Below are 20,469 nucleotides of genomic sequence, written 5' to 3'. Positions count from 1 at the left end.
GTCGATATCGACCCGCAACGGCAGGCTGTTGATGAACATGCCCAACGCCCGGTCGGCACCGTCGCCGCCCTGCATGCGCCCCAGCAGCACCGTGCCGAACACCACCGTCTGCCGGCCGGAAGCGGCCGCCAGCACCCGGGCCCAGGCCAGGTGGAACAGGCTAGCGGCGCTGACCCCGAGCAGCCGTGCCTGCTGGCGCAGCCGAATGGCAAGCTCCAGTGGCAGGCGCTGCCAGGCTTCCTCGATGTCGTGCCCGTCGCCCTGCACGTCCTGCAGGCCGAATGGCAAGGTCGGTTCGTCGATATCGCCAAGCATCTCGCGGAAGAACGCTTCGTGCTCCTGTTCGCTGACGCCCAGGCGCGCCTGGGCCACGTAGTTGCGGTACGGCACCGGCGCGCCGAGTGCATCGGCGCGGCCTTCGATGAAGGCACGCATTTCGTGGCCCACCACTTCCATCGCGGTGTGGTCGACGGCCAGGTGATGGAACAGCAGGATCGCGACGATCCGCTGGCCGACCGGGTCGTTGGCATGCACCAGCTCCACCAGGGGTGCCTGGCGGATATCCAGGCGGTAGTGCCGGGCATCGAAGCGCTGGTGCAACTGCGCCAGGACATCGCCATCAGCGGCCTGCAGCGCGACCTCCCGGATCCGCAGCGGCGCCTGCCGGCGCACCACCTGCAGCGGCCGTTCCAGCCCTTCCCAGTGCACGCTGGTGCGCAGGATGTCGTGGCGGTCGATCACCTGCTGCAGGGCGCCGGTAAAGGCCTGCAGGTCCGCCAGGCTGTCAAAGGCCATCTGCGACTGCAGCAGGTACGGGTCGCCCTGGCCGGCACTCATGTGGTGATAGAGGATGCCTTCCTGCAGCGGTGCCAGCGGGTAGATGTCCTGCACGTTGGCCGCGCCACCGGGGATGGCGGCGACGAGACGGTCGATGCTCGACTGGTCCAGCTCGATCAGCGACAGCAGGTCCGGGGTGATCTGTCGGCAAGCGGCGGGAATGCGGTTTTCCGGTACCTCGACTTCGCGACCGCTGCCGATGGCTGCGGCCAGCGCCGCCAGGGTCGGCTGGTTGAACAGCACCCGCACATCGCTGTCGAGACCGACCTGGCGCATGCGCTCGATCAGCGTCACCGCCAGCAGCGAATGGCCGCCCAGCTCGAAGAAGTGGTCGTGGCGACCCACCCGCTCGACCTTGAGCACCTCGGCCCAGATCTGCGCCAGGGCGATCTCGACGGCCCCTTGCGGGGCCTCGAACGCGCGGCTCAACAGGGCCGCCTGGTCCGGCGCCGGCAGTGCCCGGCGATCGAGCTTGCCGTTGGCGGTCAGCGGCAGCGCATCGAGCTGCACATAGGCCGACGGCACCATATAGTCCGGCAGGTGATCGTGCAGGTAGTCGCTCAGCGTTTCGATCGACAGGCTTTCGTCGGCGCTGAACCAGGCCACCAGACGTCCGTCACGGACCAGCACCACGGCGTCCCTGACCGACGCATGACCGCTCAAGGCCGCCTCGATCTCGCCCGGTTCGATGCGCACCCCGCGGATTTTCAGCTGGTCGTCGTTACGGCCGAGGTAATCGAGATTGCCATCGGCCAGCCACCGCGCCTGGTCGCCGGTACGGTAGAGGCGCGCCTGCGGATCGGCACTGAACGGATCGCGGATGAAACGTTCGGCGGTCAGATCAGGACGATTGAGATAACCCCGCGCCACGCCGGCCCCGCCGATATACAACTCGCCCGCTACGCCGACCGGCACCGGTTGCAGCTGTTCGTCCAGCAGGTAGACCCGGGTATTGGCGATCGGCTTGCCGATATGCAGCACCTGCCCGGCTTCCATCAGGCCGGAGGTCGCCACCACCGTGGCTTCGGTCGGGCCGTAGTTGTTGATCACCGCGAAGCGCTGCGCCTGGCTGAACTGGCGCAGGCGGTCGCCACCGATCAGCAGCGTGCGCAGGGTCGGATGTTCGAGTTGCCGGCTGAAGGCATGTTCGGCCACCGGGGTGGACAGGAAACTCACCTGCAACGGTTGCTGCAACCACCAGCCGAGCAGGCGATCGATGTCCTGGTGATCGATCTGCGCCGGTGGCAGGTGCAGGGTCGCGCCGACGCACAGCGTCGACCAGACTTCCCAGGCCATGGCGTCGAAACCGAAACCGGCGACGCTGGAGGCATGGCCGCCGGGCTGCAGGTCGAAGGCCGTGCGATGCCAGTGCACCAGGTTCTCCACGGTACGGTGCTCGACCATCACCCCTTTCGGCAGACCGGTGGAACCGGAGGTGTAGATCACATAGGCCAGGTGCGCGGGGGTCAACGCGCCCGGCGCCGGGTTGTCGACGGACTGTTCCTGCCAGGTGACCCGGTCCAGCTCCACGACCGGAATCGACAGTGCCGGCAGTTGCCCCCGCCCTTCACTGCGGGTCAGCAAGGCAACCGGTGCGCTGTCTTCGAGCAGGTAACGCTGGCGCTCATCCGGCAGGGCCGGATCGACCGGCACATAACCGGCCCCGGCCTTGAGGATCGCCAACAGGCCCACCAGCATCTGCGGGCCACGACGGACCGAGATCGCCACCCGATCATCCGGCTGCACGCCCAGCGTGCGTAGGTGGTGGGCCAACCGGTTGGCCTGGCGATTGAGCTCGCGGTAGCTGAGCGTCGCGTCGCCCTGCACCACCGCCAGCGCCTCTGGCCGACGCTCGGCCTCGGCCTCGAACAGACCATGGACGGTCTGGCCCTGCGGGAAACCGGCGGCACTGGCATTGAAGCCCACCAGCAGTTGCCGGCGCTCTGCCGCCGGCAGGATCGCCAGACGGTTCAGGGCAAGCGCGCCCCCCTGTTCCAGTGCCTCGGCCAACTGCTCCAGGGCCCGCTGCATGTACCCGGCCACGCGCCGCGCGCCGACCGAAGTCGCCGCCAGCACCCGCAGCCGGAAGTCGAGACCGAGGTCATCGACACTCAGGGTCAGCGGATAGTTGGTGCGCTCCTCGCCGCCCAGCAGGTGAATACCCTGCCAGACATCCCCGGCCTCCGCCGGCAACGCGTCGTGGGCGCTATGGCGGTAGTTGAGCAGAGCACTGAACAGCGGCAGCGCAGGCTCCACCGCGCTGCAGCGCTGGGCCAGGGCCAGCGAGGCATGCTCATGGCCCAGCAGTGCGGTCAGGCGCTCGTGGGTGGCCTTGACCCCTTCACGTACCGCCGTACCGTCCACCTCGACCCGCAGCGGCAGGGTATTGATGAACATCCCCAGGGCCCGGTCGGCCCCCTCGCCGCCCTGCATGCGCCCCATCAGCACCGTGCCGAACACCACCCGGTCCTTGCCGGCGGTGACGCCCAGCACCCGCGCCCAGGCCAGGTGCATCAGGCTCGCCGCACTGACCCCGAGCAGGCGGGCCTGCTCACGCAGCCGGCGGCTCAGGGCCTCGGCCAGCATCAGCGGTGCTTCCTCGATATCCCGGCCATCGCCCTGCACGTCCTGCAGGCCGAACGGCAGGGTCGGCTCGTCGATATCGCCCAGCATGTCGCGGAAGAACGCCTCGTGCTCCTGCTCGCTGACCCCCAGGCGCGCCTGGGCCACATAGTTGCGATACGGCACCGGCGCGGCCAGGCCCGCGCCGCCGCGCTGCAACAGCGCATGCATTTCCTCGACCACCACCGCCATGGCGGTATGGTCCAGTGCCAGGTGGTGGAACATCAGGATCGCGACGATGCGCCGGTTCAGCGGATCGTTGGCATACACCAGTTGCAGCAGCGGCGCCTGACGGATATCCAGGCGGTAGCGGCGGGTCTCGAAGCGCTGCTGCAACTGCTCCAGCACGTCCCCGGCCGCCGGGTCGAGCAGCAGCTCCTGCACCGGCAGTTCGGCCTGCCGGCGCACCAGTTGCAACGGCCGCTCCAGGCCGTCCCAGTGCACGCTGGTACGCAGAATGTCGTGGCGGTCGACCACCTGCTGCAAGGCCTCGATCACCGCCTGCAGATGCACCCGGCTGTCGAAGGCCATCTGCGATTGCAGCAGGTACGGATCGCCCTGTCCGGCGCTCATGTGGTGATAGAGAATGCCTTCCTGCAACGGCGCCAGCGGGTAGATGTCCTGCACGTTGGCCGCCCCGCCGGGTACCGTGGCGACGAGACGATCGATGCTCGCCTGGTCCAGTTCCACCAGGGGCAGCAGTTGCGGAGTGATGTGCTGGCAACCGACCTCGATCAGGTTGCGCGGTACCTCGATCTCGCGACCGCTGCCGATGGCGGCGGCCAGGGCCGCCAGGGTCGGCTGGCTGAACAGCACCCGCACATCGGCATTGAGGCCGGCCTGGCGCATGCGCTCGATCAGCGTCACCGCCAGCAGCGAGTGGCCGCCCAGTTCGAAGAAGTGATCGTGGCGACCCACCTGTTCGACCTTGAGCACCTCGGCCCAGATCCGCGCCAGGGCGGTTTCCACCGCCCCTTGCGGGGCTTCGAACGCCCGACTCGACAGCGCGGCCTGGTCCGGTGCCGGCAACGCCCGGCGGTCGAGCTTGCCGTTGGCGGTCAGCGGCAAGGCGTCGAGCTGCACATAGGCCGAAGGCACCATGTAGTCCGGCAATTGGGCCTGCAGGTGATTGCGCAGCGCTTCGACATCCGGCGCCGCGCCGGCCACGGCAGCGGTGAACCAGGCCACCAGGCGCTTGTCGCCCGGCGCGAGTTCACGCACCAGCACCGCCACATCGCGCACCTGCGGATGGCGGCCCAGGCGGGTCTCGATCTCGCCCAGCTCGATGCGGAAACCACGCAGCTTGACCTGGTTGTCGTTACGGCCCAGATACTCCAGGTTGCCGTCGGCACGCCAGCGCACCAGGTCGCCGCTACGGTACATCAGGCCCTGGGAACTGGGGCTGAACGGATCGACGAGGAACTTCTCGGCGCTCAGTTGCGGCTGGTTCAGGTAGCCCAGGGCAACCCCGAGGCCACCGATGTACAACTCACCGACCACGCCGACCGGCACCGGCTGCTGGCGGGCGTCGAGCACATAGGCGCGTGTGTTGCCGATGGGCCGGCCGATCGGAATGCTGCCGCCCTCGACTGCGGTGATTTCGAAGGTGGTCGAGAAGGTGGTGGCTTCGGTCGGTCCGTAACCGTTGAGCAGATGCTGTGGCGCACCGTCGCGCAGCACCCGCTCGACCACCGCGGGGTCGAGCACATCGCCACCGACGATCAGGTAGCGCAGGCCGCGCAAGGCCGCCAGCAGGCCATCGGCATGCTGGTGGAACAGGCCGGCGGTCATCCACAGCACACTGATCCGCTGCTCGCGCAGCAGGTTCGCCAGGGCCTCGCGGGACAGCAGCACGTCCTGTTCCACCACCACCACACAGCCGCCGTTGAGCAGTGGCGCCCAGACTTCCAGGGTGCTGGCGTCGAACGCCGGGTTGGAGGCGAAAGCCACCCGGTCCTGCTCATTGAACTCGGCATAGCCGTTGTTGAGCACCAGCCGGCTGACCGCCCGATGGGGCACCAGGACCCCCTTGGGCGTACCGGTGGAGCCGGAGGTGTACATGATGTAGGCCGCCGACTCGCTCGACTGCCGCAAGCGTGGGTCATGGTCCGGCTGGCCGTCGAGATCGAGCTGGTCGAGATCGACACGCCGGACCGGATAGCCGAGCGTCTCGCTGCTGCGGGTCAGCAACAGCAGCGCCTGGCTGTCCTCGATCATGAAGGCCTGGCGCTCGGCCGGTGCGTTGATGTCCAGCGGCACATAGACCGCCGCACACTTGCTGATCGCCAGTTGGCTGACCAGCAGGTCCGCCGAGCGCTCCAGCAGGATCGCCAGATGATGGCCGGGCCTCACGCCCAGGCCGATCAGATGATGGGCCAGGCGGTTGGCACGACGGTTGAGTTCGCCATAGTCGAGCACCTGCTCGCCATGGATGAGCGCCGTCGCGTGCGGACGGGCCTCGGCCCGTGCCTCGAACAGGCTGTGCAGGGTCTGCTCGACGGGATAGCGGCGTTCGGTGGCGTTGAAGCCGTGCAGCAGGTGCTCGCGCTCCTGCGGCGGCAGCATCGGCAGCGTCTGCAGCGGCGTCGTCGGCGCGTGCTCCAGGGCATCGACCAGATGCTGCAAGGTCGTGCGCAGGTAGCCGCCGATCCGTTCCAGACCGAGTTCGGCCGGAGCCTGGATCTTGAACGAGAAGTCCTCGCCCAGGTCATCGACGTTGAGCACCAGCGGATAGTTGCTGCGCTCGCGCGCCTGCAGCAGGCGGATGCCGTCCCAGGTCGCCGCCTGCTGCGCCGAAGTCTCGCCCGCGGCGCTATGACGGTAGTTGAACAGGCTGCTGAACAGCGGCAGCGAAGCCGGCACGCCGCTGCAACGCTGGGCCAGGGCCAGCGAGGCGTGCTCGTGGCCGAGCAGTTGCGACAGCCGCCCGTGAGTGGCGCGCAGGGCTTCGCGGACGCCGACGGAGCCCACACTGACCCGCAACGGCAAGGTGTTGATGAACATCCCCAGCGCACGGTCGGCCCCTTCGCCGCCCTGCATCCGCCCCAGCAGTACGGTGCCGAACACCACCTCCTCGCGCCCCGACACCTGCCCCAGCACCCGGGCCCAGGCCAGGTGCAGCAGGCTGGCGGCACTCACGCCGAGCTGGCGGGCCTGCCCGCGCAGGCGTCGGCTCAGGGCCGTGTCCAGGGGCACTGGCAGTTCCTCGATATCGCGGCCATCGCCAGCGACTTCCTGCAGGCCGAAGGCCAGGGTCGGCTCGTCGATATCGCCGAGCATCCCACGGAAGAACGCCTCGTGCTGGGCCTCGCTGGTGCCCAGGCGGGTCTGCGCCACCTGGTTGCGGTACGGCACCGGGGCTGCCAGTTGCGCCATCCGCCCTTGCAGGCTGGCGCTCATCTCGTGCACCAGCACGTCCAGAGCGGTGTGATCCAGCAGAATGTGGTGGAACAGCAGGATGCCGAACCAGCGATCGCCCTGCTCGTCATGGGCATAGGCCAGGCGCAGCAGCGGCGCCTGGTTGAGGTCCAGTCGGTAGTGGCGTGGATCGAAGCGCTGCTGCAGTTGCTCCAGGGCATCGCCGCCGTGCGGATCGCTGTCGATCCGTTCGAGCGCCAGAGGCGCCCGGCGCCAGACCACCTGCACCGGTTCGCCCAGGCCTTGCCAATGCACGCTGGTACGCAGGATGTCGTTGCGCTCGATCACCGCGTCGAGCGCGTGGACGAAGGCGTGCAACTGCTTCAGCCCGGCAAACTCGAACTGGGCCTGCATGACATAAGGGTCGCCGACACTCGTCGCCAGGTGGTGATAGAGAATGCCCGCCTGCAACGGCGCCAGGCCGTAGATATCCTGCACATTGGCGACGCCGCCGGGGATGCTTTCCACCAGACGGTCGATGGACGCCTGGTCGAGATCGGCCAGGGGCAGCAGGTCCGGTGTGATGCGCGGGCAATCGACGGCGATGCGGTTGGCCGGCACCTGCACCTCGACCTGCCCGCCCACGGCCGCCGCCAGGGCCGCCAGGGTCGGCTGGCCGAACAGCACCCGCACATCGGCCGCCAGGCCCTGCTGGCGCATGCGCTCGATCAGCTTGACCGCCAGCAGCGAATGCCCTCCCAGTTCGAAGAAATTGTCGTGGCGCCCGACCTGCCCGACCCGGAGCACTTCGGCCCAGATGCGCGCCAGGGCGACTTCCACCTCGCCTTGCGGCGCCTGGTATTCGCGCACGACCAGGGCCGCCTGGTCCGGTGCCGGCAGCGCCTTGCGATCGAGCTTGCCGTTGGGGCTCAGCGGCAGCGCCGCCAGGTGCACGAACAGCGCCGGAACCATGTAGTCCGGCAGTTGCTCCAGCAGATGGGCCCGCAGCGCATCGATGTCCTGGACCTCGGCCGCCGTGTAGTAGGCCACCAGGCGCTTGTCGCCCGCGACGTCCTCACGGGCCACCACCACCGCTTCCTGAATCGCCGGGAAGGCGCTCAGGCGCGCCTGAATCTCGCCCAGCTCGATACGCAGGCCGCGGATCTTCACCTGGTCGTCGTTACGCCCCAGGTATTCGATATTGCCGTCCGCCAGGTAGCGGCCGATGTCACCGGTGCGGTACATGCGGGCTTCGGCGGCCGGGCTGAACGGATCCTTCAGGAAGCGCTCGGCGGTCAGCTCGGGACGGTTCAGGTAACCGCGCGCCACCTGTACACCACCGATGTACAACTCGCCCACCACGCCCATGGGCACCGGCTGCAGTTGCGCATCCAGCAGGTACATCCGGGTGTTGGCGATCGGCTTGCCGATCGGCGTGTTGTCCGGGGTCTGTGCGAGCGGTTCGCTGCACTCCCAGGCCGTCACGTCCACCGCGGCCTCGGTCGGGCCGTAGAGATTGTGCAACCCGGCGTGCGGCAACTGCGCCTTGAACCGGCGCACCACACTGCCCGGCAGCGCCTCGCCGCTGCAGATCACCCGCTTGACGCCACCGCACAGGGCGCTGTCGCCATGGGCGAGGAAGACGTCGAGCATCGACGGTACGAAATGCAGGGTGGTGATGCGCTCGGCCGCGATCACCTCACTGAGGTAGACCGGGTCCTTGTGCCCTTGCGGACGGGCCATCACCAGCCGTGCGCCGCTGAACAGCGGCCAGAAGAACTCCCACACCGACACGTCGAAGCTGAACGGGGTCTTCTGCAGCACCGCGTCGTCAGGGGTCAGGCCATACTTGTCCTGCATCCACAGCAGACGGTTGACCACCGCCGCGTGTTCGTTGATCACGCCCTTGGGCTGGCCGGTGGAACCGGAGGTGTAGATCACGTAGGCACTGTGCCGTGGGCTGAGTCGTGGAACCTGCGGATTGCTGTCCGGCTGATGGGCCCAGACGTTGTTTTCCAGGTCGATCACCGGCACGGCCAGCTCGCCCAGCAAGCCGCGGGTACGGCCCTCTACCAGCACGACGAGCGGCGTGCTGTCGGCCAGCATGTAGGCGATCCGTTCCTGCGGATAGGCCGGATCCAGCGGCACATAGGCGCCACCGGCCTTGAGGATCGCCAGCAGGCCGATGACCATGTCCAGGCCGCGTTCGACGCAGATCGCCACCCGCGCATCCGGCCCCACGCCCTGCTCGCGCAGGTGATGGGCCAGCTGGTTGGCGCGGCGGTTCAATTGGTCGTAGCTCAGCCACTGCTCGCCGGCCTGCACGGCCGGAGCCTGGGCTGCCTGTACGACCCGGGCCTCGAACAACCCGTGCAGGGTCTGTTCGAGATCGTAGTCGACCGCGGTGGCATTGAGCCCGTCGAGCAGTTGCGCACGCTCGGCCGCGCCCAGCACCGGCAGGCGCTCGACGGCCAACTGCGGCTCGAACTCCAGGGCCTGCACCAGCGCCTCCAGCGCCACCTGCATGTAGTCGCAGATCCGCTGCGCGCCCACTTCGGCCACCTGGGCGACCAGGCGGAAGGCATCGCCCAGATCGTCGACGTTCAGGCTCAGCGGGAAGTTGGTGCGCTCCTCGCTGGTCAGCACCTCGATGCCCTGCCAGGCCTGGCGGGTTTCGGCATCCGGCTCGCCCGCGCTGCCGTGGCGATAGTTGAGCATGGCACTGAACAGCGGCAGCGGCGCCGCCACCCCACTGCAACGCTGGGCCAGGGCCAGCGAGGCGTGCTCGTGACCGAGCAGCGCGGTGAGCCGGTCATGGGTCGCCTTGACTGCGTCGCGTACCGACGCGGCATCGATATCGACCCGCAGCGGCAAGGTATTGATGAACATCCCCAGGGCGCGGTCGCTGCCGGCACCGCCCTGCATGCGACCGAGCAGAACGGTACCGAACACCACCGACGAGCGGCCACTGGTGGCCGCCAGTACCCGGGCCCAGGCCAGGTGGAACAGGCTCGCGGCGCTCACCCCCAGCAGCCGGGCCTGGGCCCGCAGGCGCAGATTCAGGTCGACCGGCAGCCGCTGGCTGGTCTCCTCGATGGCCCGGCCATCGCCCTGCACATCCAGTAGGCCGAATGGCAGGGTCGGCTCGTCGATATCGCCCAGTTGCTCGCGGAAGAAGGCTTCGTGCTCCTCCTCACTGACACCCAGGCGCGCCTGGGCCACGTAGTTGCGATAAGGCACCGCCGCGCCCAGCGGCTCGACCCGCCCCAGCAGGCCGGCCTGCATTTCCTCGCTGACCACCTCAAGGGCGGTATGGTCCAGCACCAGGTGATGGAACAGCAGCACCGCCACCGTGCGTTGATGCACCGCATCGTAGCCGTGCACCAGGCGGATCAGCGGCGCCTGGTTCAGGTCCAGGCGATAGTGGCGGGCGTCGAAACGTGCCTGCAACTGCTCCAGCGCATCGCCGGCCGCCGGCTCCAGGGCCACCTCCTCGACCACCAGCCCGGCCTTGCGCCAGACCACCTGCACCGGCTGGTCCAGGCCCTCCCAGAGCATGCCGGTACGCAGGATATCGTGGCGATCGATGACCTGTTGCAGGGCGGCGGCAAAGGCCTGCAGGCGCTGCGGATCGTCGAAGGCCATCTGCGATTGCAGCAGGTACGGGTCGCCCTGCTCCGCACTCAGGTGGTGATAGAGAATGCCTTCCTGCAGCGGTGCCAGCGGGTAGATGTCCTGCACGTTGGCCGCGCCACCGGGCACGCTGGCGACGATGCGGTCGATGCTCGCCTGGTCCAGTTCGATCAACGGCAGCAGGTCCGGCGTGATCTGCCGGCAATCGGCTGGAATGCGGTTTTCCGGTACCGCCACCGCCCGCCCGCTGCCCACCGCCGCGGCCAGCGCCGCCAGGCTCGGCTGGCTGAACAGCACGCGAATGTCGGCACTCAGGCCGGCCTGGCGCATGCGCTCGATCAGCGTCACCGCCAGCAGCGAATGGCCGCCCAGTTCGAAGAAGTGATCGTGGCGTCCCACCCGCTCGACCTTGAGCAGGTCGGCCCAGATCCGGGCCAGGCGGGTCTCGACCTCGCCCACCGGGGCCACGTATTCGCGGCTGGACAGCGCGCCCTGGTCCGGTGCCGGCAACGCCTTGCGATCCGGCTTGCCGTTGGGGCTCAGGGGCAGCGCCGGCAGGTGCACGAACAGCGTCGGCAGCATGTATTCCGGCAGGTAGCCCAGCAGGTGGGCCCGCAGGTCGTCGACCGCCTGCGCCTCGCTCGCGGTGTAGTAGGCGACCAGACGCGGGTCGCCCGGCAGGTCCTCGCGGACCATCGCCACCGCAGCTGTCAACGCCGGGTGCTCGGCCAGCCGCGCCTGCACCTCGCCCAGTTCGATACGCAGGCCGCGCAGCTTGACCTGGTCGTCGTTGCGGCCGAGGAATTCGAGGTTGCCGTCGAGGCGGTAGCGCACCAGGTCGCCGGTGCGATACAGGCGCTCGCCGGCCACGAACGGGCTGTCGATGAAGCGCTCGGCACTGAGTTCGGCCAGGCCGATGTAGCCGCGGGCCACCCCGACGCCGCCGATGTGCAACTGGCCGCTGACCCCCAGCGGTACCGGCTGATCCCGGGCGTCCAGGACATAAAGGCGGGTGTTGTCGATCGGCCGGCCGATCGGCAGTTGTGAATCCGGGACCGCTGCGTCCGGCTCCAAGGTCCACACGGTACTGTCCACCGTGGCCTCGGTCGGTCCGTAGACGTTGTGCAAGCGCACCCAGGGCAGGCGTGCGCGCACCGCCTGGGCCAGCGCCGAGGTCAGCTCGCCGCCGCCACAGAACACGTCGGTCAGGCTGTGGCACTGGCCGGCCGCTTCCACGTCAAGGAACTGCTGCAGCATCGCCGGAACGAACTGGATCACGCTGACCTGTTGCTCACGCACCAGTTGCGCCAGGTAGGCCGGGTCGCGATGCCCCTCGGGGCGTGCCAGTACCAGGCGCAGGCCGGCGCTGAGCGGCCAGAACAGCTCCCATACCGAGGCGTCGAAGCTGAAGGGCGTCTTGTGCAACAGTGCGCCCTGCGCATCCTTGCCATGCAGTCGGGAACTCCACTGCACCAGGTTGCACAGACCACGATGTTCCACCGCCACCCCTTTGGGGGTACCGGTGGAACCGGAGGTGTAGATCACGTAGGCCAGGTCCGAGGCCTGCACCGGCGCCAGGTTGGCCTCGGCGCGATCAGCCCAGACATTCCGGTCGAGGTTGATCAGCGGTACCGCAACGCTGCCCAGGCGCGCGAGGGTGACGTCCTGCGCCAGCACCACCCGCGGCGCGCTGTCCTTGAGCATGTAGGCGATCCGCTCCTGCGGATAGCCCGGGTCCAGCGGCACATAGGCACCGCCGGCCTTGAGGATCGCCAGCAACCCGACCAGCATCTCCACGCCGCGCTCGACGCAGATCGCCACCCGCTCATCCGGCCCCACCCCCTGCTCGCGCAGGTAATGGGCCAGACGGTTGGCGCGTCGGTTCAGTTCCCGATAGCTCAGTGACTGACCGTCCGCCACCAGGGCCAGCGCCTCTGGCGCGCGCTCGACCCGGGCCTCGAACAAGCCATGGATCGACGGGTCGAGAGCGTGGTCGACCGCGCTGGCATTGAGCCCGGACACCAGTTGCTCGCGCTCCCCGGCCGGCAGCACCGCCAGGCGGTTCACCGCCGTACCGGGCTGTTGTTCCAGGGCCTCGACCAGCGACTCCAGGGCCGTCTCCATCAGCTCGCAGATGCGTTGCGCGCCCACAGAGGCCAGGGTCAGGGCGATCAGCCGGAAGCCTTCGCCCAGGTCGTTGACACTCAGGCTCAGCGCATAGTTGGTCCGGCCATCGCTGGCCAGGGTCTCGATCCCCGGCCAGGCGGCCTGCTCCTCGTCGCGGCTCTGGCGGTAGTTGAGCATGGCACTGAACAACGGCGCCGGCGCCGCCACGGCACTGCAACGCTGGGCCAGCGCCAGCGAGGCGTGTTCATGTCCCATCAGCCCGGTGAGCCGGGCGTGGGTGGCCATGACCGCGGCCCTGGCCGGGGTGGCGTCGATGTCCACCCGCAATGGCAGGGTATTGATGAACATCCCCAGCGCCCGGTCGGCGCCCTGCCCCCCCTGCATACGGCCCAGCAGCACCGTGCCGAACACCACCTGCTCGCGACCGGAAGTGGCCGCCAGCACCTGGCCCCAGGCCAGGTGGAACAGGCTCGCCGCCGTGACCCCGAGCGCCCGGGCACGAGCGCGCAGGCGACGGCTCAGCCCCTCCGGCAACGGCCGGGCGACCTCCTCGATATCACGGCCATCGTTCTGCACGTCCTGCAGGCCGAAGGGCAAGGTCGGTTCGTCAATGCTACCCAGCATCTCGCGGAAGAATGCCTCGTGCTCCGCCTCGCTGACACCCAGGCGCGCCTGGGCCACATGGTTGCGATACGGCACCGGTTCGCTCAGCACGGCCTCCTGGCCGAGCAGGCCGGCCCGCATTTCCTGGAGCACCACCTTGAGCGCGGTGTGGTCCAGCACCAGGTGGTGAAACAGCAACGCCGCGACGGTGCGCTGGCGCCGTGCATCGTAAGCATGCACCAGGCGGATCAGCGGTGCCCGGCTCAGGTCCAGACGGTAGTGGCGCGAATCGAAACGGCTGTGCAACTGCTCCAGCACATCGCCGTCGGCCGGCTCCAGCGACAACGCCTGGACCGCCAGTTCGGCCCGGCGCCAGACCACCTGCACCGGCTGCTCCAGGCCCTCCCAGAGGAAACCGGTACGCAGGATGTCGTGGCGGTCGATGACCTGCTGCAAGGCGCCGGCGAAGGCGTGCAGGCGTTGCGGGCTATCGAAGGCCAGCCGCGACTGCAACACGTAGGGGTCGCCCTGCCCGGCACTGAGATGGTGATAGAGGATGCCTTCCTGCAACGGCGTCAGCGGGTAGATATCCTGCACGTTGGCCGCGCCGCCCGGCACGCTGGCCACGATCCGGTCGATGGCCGCCTGGTCCAGTTCGACCAGCGGCAGCAGCTCGGGCGTGATGCGCTGGCAATCGGCGGCAATACGATTTTCCGGTACCTGCAGTTCGCGGCCATGGCCAATCGCCGCGGCGAGGCCGGCCAGGGTCGGCTGACTGAACAGCGCACGCACGTCGGCGTTGAGGCCGGCCTGGCGCATGCGTTCGATCAGCGTCACCGCCAGCAGCGAGTGCCCGCCCAGTTCGAAGAAGTGATCGTGACGCCCCACCTGCCGGACCTGCAGCAGCTCGGCCCAGATCTGTGCCAGGGTGGTTTCCACCGCCCCCTGCGGCGCCTCGTAGCCACGGCTGAGCAAGGCGCTCTGGTCCGGCGCCGGCAGCGCCTTGCGGTCGAGCTTGCCATTGGCGGTCAGCGGCAGCGCCTCGAGCTGCACATAGGCCGAGGGCACCATGTAATCCGGCAACTGCTCCTGCAGGTAATCGCGCAGCGCTTCGGGATCGGGCGTTTGAGCCGCCCCCTCGGCGCTGAACCAGGCCACCAGGCGCTTGTCACCGGGGGCGACCTCACGCACCAGCACGGCCACGTCGCGGACCTGCGGATGGCGTCCCAGGCGGGTCTCGATCTCGCCCAGCTCGATACGGAAGCCGCGGATCTTCACCTGGTTGTCGTTGCGCCCCAGATACTCCAGATTGCCGTCGGCACGCCAGCGCACCAGGTCGCCGGTCCGGTACATCGAACCGCCGGCGAATGGATCGGCCATGAATTTTTCGGCGCTCAGCTCAGGCTGGTTCAGATAGCCCCTGGCAACCCCTGCGCCAGCCACGTACAGTTCACCCACCGCACCCACCGGCACCGGCTGCTGCCGGGCATCGAGCACATAGGCCCGGCTGTTGCCGATGGGCCGGCCGATCGGAATGCTGCCACCCTCGACCGTGGTGATCTCGTAGGTGGTGGAGAACGTGGTCGCTTCGGTCGGACCGTAGCCGTTGAGCAGGTGTTGTGGCGCGCCGTCACGCAGCACCCGTTCGATCACCGCCGGGTCGAGCACGTCGCCCCCGACGATCAGGTAGCGCAGGGCCCGGAAACTTTCCATCAGGCCATCGGCATACTGGTGGAACAGCCCGGCGGTCATCCACAGCACGCTGACCGCCTGCTCGCGCAGCAGGTTCGCCAGGGCGTCGCGGGACAGCAGCACATCCTGCTCGACCACCACCACGCAGCCGCCATTGAGCAGCGGCGCCCAGACTTCCAGGGTGCTGGCGTCGAACGCCGGGTTGGCGGCGAAGGCCACCCGGTCCCGCTCGTTGAACTCGGCATAACCGTTGTTCAGCACCAATCGCGCGACCGCCCGGTGCGGCACCAGTACGCCCTTGGGGGTACCGGTGGAGCCGGAGGTGTACATGATGTAGGCCAGTGCCTTGGCCGACTGCGGCAGATCCGGGTCATCGGTCGCCAGCGCCTCGACAGCCAGCCGGTCCAGCTCGATACGTCGTACGCCGTGCTCGTCCGGCTGGTCGTGGGTGGTCAGCAGCCACGACGCCTGGCTGTCCTCGAGCATGAAACGCTGGCGCTCGAGCGGTGCGTTGATATCCAGCGGCACGTAGGCTGCGGCGCATTTGCTGATCGCCAGTTGGCTGACCAGCAGGTCCGCCGAGCGCTCCAGCAGGATCGCCAGGTGCTCGCCCGGTCGTACGCCGAGCCCCAGCAGATGATGGGCCAGGCGGTTGGCACGGCGGTTGAGTTCGCCATAGCCGAGCACCTGCTCGCCATGGACCACCGCCGGCGCATCCGGGTGGGCCGCGGCACGAATCTCGAACAGCCGGTGCAGGGTCTGCTCGCTCGGGTAGTCGCGTTGGCGGGCATTGAAGTCGAACAGGACCTGCTGCCGCTCCGCCGCCGGCAGGACCGACAGTTGGCCGAGGGCCTGTTCCGGAGCCTGTTCCAGTGCCAGCACCAGGTGTTCCAGCGCAGCGCACATGTAGTCGGCCATGCGCTGTGCCCCCACGGACAGCGCCGCCAGCACGCGCAGCTCGAAGCCGCTGCCGATGTCATCGACACTCAGGGTCAACGGGTAGTTGCTACGCTCCTCGCCCCCCAGGGACTGGATGCCGTCCCAGAGCCCCTGGCCGGCTGCCGGGCGCTCATCGACGGCACTATGACGGTAGTTGAGCAGGGCGCTGAACAGCGGCAGCGACGCCTCCACCGCGCTGCAGCGCTGGGCCAGGGCCAGCGAGGCGTGTTCGTGGGCGAGCAAGGCGGTCAGCCGGGCATGGGTCGCCTTGACCCCGGCACGCACCGACGTGTCGCCGACCTCGACCCGCAGCGGCAGGGTGTTGATGAACATGCCCAGGGCGCGATCGGCGCCCTCGCCGCCCTGCAGGCGGCCCATCAGCACGGTGCCGAACACCACGCTGTCCTTGCCGGAAGTGGCCGCCAGCACCCGGGCCCAGGCCAGGTGCATCAGGCTCGCCACGCCGACCCCGAGCAGGCGTGCCTGCTCGCGCAGCCGGCGGTTCAGTTCGGCGTCGAGCGGCAGCAGGGCCGACTCGATCTCGCGCCCGTCGCCCTGCACGTCCTGCAGGCCGAATGGCAGGGTCGGCTCGTCGATATCGCCGAGCATGTCGCGGAAGAACGCTTCGTGCTCCTGTTCGCTGGCCCCCAGCAGGGCCTGGGCCACGTAGTTGCGATACGGCACCGCCGCGCCCAGGCGCTCGCCCTGCTCCAGCAGCAGGCTGCGGATTTCCTGCACCACCACCGCCAGCGCGGTATGGTCCATGGCCAGGTGGTGGAACATCAGCACCGCGACGATCCGCTGCCGCGCCGGGTCCTGCGCATAGGCCAGTTGCATCAGCGGCGCCTGGCGGATGTCCAGGCGATAGGCACGGGCGTCGAAGCGTTGCAGCAGTTGCTCGAGTACCTCGCCACCGGCCGCGTCGAAACGCTCCTCCCGGACCGGCAGTTCGACCTCGCGCCAGACCACCTGCACCGGCCGCTCCAGGCCCTCCCAGAGCACGCTGGTGCGCAGGATATCGTGGCGCCGGACCACCTGCTGCAAGGCGGCGGCGAAGGTCTGCAGACGCTCCAGGCCGTCAAAGGCCAACTGCGCCTGCAACAGGTACGGATCGCCCTGTTCGGCGCTCATGTGGTGATAGAGGATGCCTTCCTGCAACGGCGCCAGCGGGTAGATATCCTGCACATTGGCCGCACCACCGGGCACCGTCGCGACGATACGGTCGATGCTCGCCTGGTCCAGCTCGATCAGTGGCAACAGGTCCGGGGTTATGTGCCGGCAATCGGCGGGAATGCGGTTTTCCGGCACCTCGACTTCGCGGCCGCTGCCGATGGCCGCGGCCAGCGCCGCGAGGGTCGGCTGGCTGAACAGCACCCGCACGTCGGTGCTCAAGCCCACCTGGCGCATGCGTTCGATCAGGATCACCGCCGACAGCGAGTGGCCGCCCAATTCGAAGAAATGGTCGTGGCGGCCGACCCGCTCGACCTTGAGCACTTCGGCCCAGATCCGCGCCAGGGCGGTTTCGACCTCCCCTTGCGGGGCCTCGAACGCCCGGTTCAGCAGCGCCTGCTGGTCCGGTGCCGGCAACGCCCGGCGATCGAGCTTGCCGTTGGCGGTCAGCGGCAGCGCGTCGAGCTGCACATAGGCCGAAGGGATCATGTAGTCCGGCAGGCGGCCCTGCAGGTAGATGTTCAGGGCTTCGATCGCCAGGGCTTCGCTGGCGGTGAACCAGGCCGCCAGACGACCATCGCGGACCAGCACCACGGATTCGCCGATGACCTCATGGCTGTTCAGCGCCGCCTCGATTTCACCCGGCTCGATGCGCACCCCGCGGATCTTCAGCTGGTCGTCGTTACGTCCGAGGTAGTCGAGATTGCCATCGGCCAGCCAGCGGGCCTGGTCGCCGGTACGGTAGAGGCGCGCCTGCGGATCGGCGCTGAAGGGATCGCGGATGAAACGTTCGGCGGTCAGATCCGGACGGTTGAGATAACCCCGCGCCACCCCGACACCGCCGATGTACAACTCACCGGCCACGCCAATCGGTACCGGTTGTTGTCGCTCATCCAGCAGGTAGACCTGGGCATTGGCGATCGGCCTGCCGATATGCAATGTCCCTCCGGCTTCCATCGGGCCGGAAGTCGCCACCACCGTGGCTTCGGTCGGACCGTAGTTGTTGATCACCGCGAAGCGCTGCGCCTGGCTGAACTGACGCAGGCGGTCGCCACCGATCAGCAGCGTGCGCAGGGTCGGGTGTTCGAGTCGTTGGGCGAAGACATGCTCGGCAATCGGCGTCGCAAGGAAGCAGACGTCCAGTGGCTGGGCCTGCCACCAGGCCAGCAACCGGTCGATCTCCTGGTGTCCGATATCCTCTGGCGGCAAGTGCAGGGTCGCGCCGACGCACAGCGTCGACCAGACTTCCCAGGCCATGGCGTCGAAACCGAAACCGGCGACACTGGAGGCATGGCCGCCGGGCTGCAGGTCGAAGGCCGTGCGGTGCCAGTGCACCAGGTTCTCCACGGTACGGTGCTCGACCATCACCCCTTTCGGCAGACCGGTGGAACCGGAGGTGTAGATCACATAGGCCAGGTGCGCGGGGGTCAACGCGCCCGGCGCCGGGTTGTCGACGGACTGTTCCTGCCAGGTGACCCGGTCCAGCTCCACGACCGGAATCGACAGTGCCGGCAGTTGCCCCCGCCCTTCACTGCGGGTCAGCAAGGCAACCGGTGCGCTGTCTTCGAGCAGGTAACGACGGCGCTCTAGCGGCAGGCCCGGGTCGACCGGCACATAACCGGCCCCGGCCTTGAGGATCGCCAGCAGCCCGACCAGCAGTTGCGGGCCGCGCTGCAGGCTGATGGCAACGCGGTCATCCGGTTGCACACCCAGCGTACGCAGATGGTGAGCCAGTTGGTTGGCCTGGCGATTGAGCTCGCCGTAGCTCAGTGAAGTGTCGCCCTGCACCATGGCCACCGCCTCGGGCAAGCGCTCGACCTGGGCCTCGAACAGGCCATGCACGGTGTGCCCGCGCGGGAAGTCGACCGCGCTGCCGTTGAACGCCACCAGCACCTGCTCGCGCTCTGCCGCCGGCAGGATCGCCAGGCTGTTCAGCGCCGTATCCGGAGCCTGCTCCAGGGCCTGCTGCAGGGCCTGCAGCGCGTTGCGCATCATTTCGCAGAGCCGCTGCGCGCCTGCCGCTGCCACGACATGAACGGTCAGGCGGAAGTCTTCGCCGAGGTCGTCGACACTCAGGCTCAACGGATAGTTGCTGCGCTCCCGGGCGCCCAGCACCTGCACGCCCTCGGCGACGTCGATCACCTCGGCGGCATCGCCCGCGGCGCTGTGGCGATAGTTGAGCATGGCGCTGAACAGCGGCGTCGGCGCGCTCACGCCGCTGCAACGCTGGGCCAGGGCCAGGGACGCCTGCTCGTGGTCGAGCAGCGCGGTCAGGCGCTCATGGGTGGCGAGCACCCCGGCTCGCACGCCCTGCCCGTCCACGTCGATCCGCAGCGGCAGGGTGTTGATGAACATGCCCAGGGCCCGTTCGGCGCCCTCGCCGGCATCCATCCGGCCGAGCAGCACGGTCCCGAAAACCACCGCCTCGCGACCGGACAGGCTGCCCAGCACCCGCGCCCAGGCCAGGTGCATCAGGCTCGCCGCGCTGACCCCGAGCTGCCGCGCCTGGTTGCGCAGGCGCAGGCTCAGGCCGGGCTCCAGGGTCAACCGGCCCTCCTCGGTGCCGATGCCATCATCCGCGACTTCGCGCAGCCCGAAGGGCAAGGTCGGCTCGTCGATGTCACCCAGCATGTGGCGGAAAAAGCTTTCGTGCGCGGCTTCGTCGAGGCTCATCCGCGCGCGGGCCAGATAATCGCGGAACGCGACCGCCGGCGGCACCTGCCCGGCCTCCCCGCGCAGGCAGGCGGCGATCTCCTGGCGCACCGCATCCAGCCCGGTGTGGTCCATGACCATGTGATGGAACAGCAACAGCGCGACCACCCGCCGGTTGGCCTCATCCTCAGCGAACACCAGCCTCAGCAATGGCGCCTGGCGCAGGTCGAGGCGGTAGTCGCGGGCATCGTGGGCCTCGCGCAGACGGGCCAGCACATCGCCGCCCAGGGTCTGCGGCCGGTATTGCTCGCAGACCAGCGGCGCCTCGCGCCAAACCACCTGCAGCGGCTCGTCCAGGCTTTCCCAGGCGATCGAGGTGCGCAGGATATCGTGCCGGCCGATCACCCATTGCAGGGCCTCGGCGAAACGCTCCAGGCGCTCGCGGCTGTCGAAGGCGAACTGCGCCTGCAGCACGTAGGGGTCGCCCTGGGGGGCGGACAGATGGTGGTAGAGCATGCCGCTCTGCAGGGGCGCCAGCGGGTAAATGTCCTGCAGGTTCGCCGCGCCGCCGGGAACCGTGGCGACGATGCGGTCGATGGCCTCCTGCTCCAGGCTCACCAGCGGCAGCATGTCCGGGGTGATGCGAAAGGCCGGGCTCAGCCAGTCGCCATCATGTCGGGCCACCAGCTCCAGCAACTGGGCCTTGTACCGGCTCAACTGGTCCCACAGCGCATCGTCCAGCGCATCGTCGTTACCCAGGATCACCAGATCGTCATCTTCCCTTTGAAGACGGATCGCATGGGTGGAAATAACTGCCATCAATTCACTGAACTGCAT

The 20,469-nt window shown here is 68.5% G+C and carries 1 protein-coding gene (running past one end of the window); it reads right to left on the bottom strand.

The genetic code is table 11. From position 1 onward, the window contains the following. On the bottom strand, nt 1–20,469 hold the 5' portion of the coding sequence (locus ACM62G_RS24045; RefSeq protein WP_419735758.1) for a non-ribosomal peptide synthase/polyketide synthase. Its footprint begins 2,235 nt before the window's first position; 20,469 of the gene's 22,704 nt are visible here — the first part of the coding sequence; the start codon lies at nt 20,467–20,469; its stop codon lies off the left edge, out of view.

Origin of the sequence: Pseudomonas sp. COR18 (assembly GCF_048568395.1) — a bacterium.
Taxonomy (GTDB): domain Bacteria; phylum Pseudomonadota; class Gammaproteobacteria; order Pseudomonadales; family Pseudomonadaceae; genus Aquipseudomonas; species Aquipseudomonas fuscovaginae_B.
Note: the sequence above shows the minus strand (reverse complement) of the source record. Positions and strands in the feature narration are given on the sequence as shown.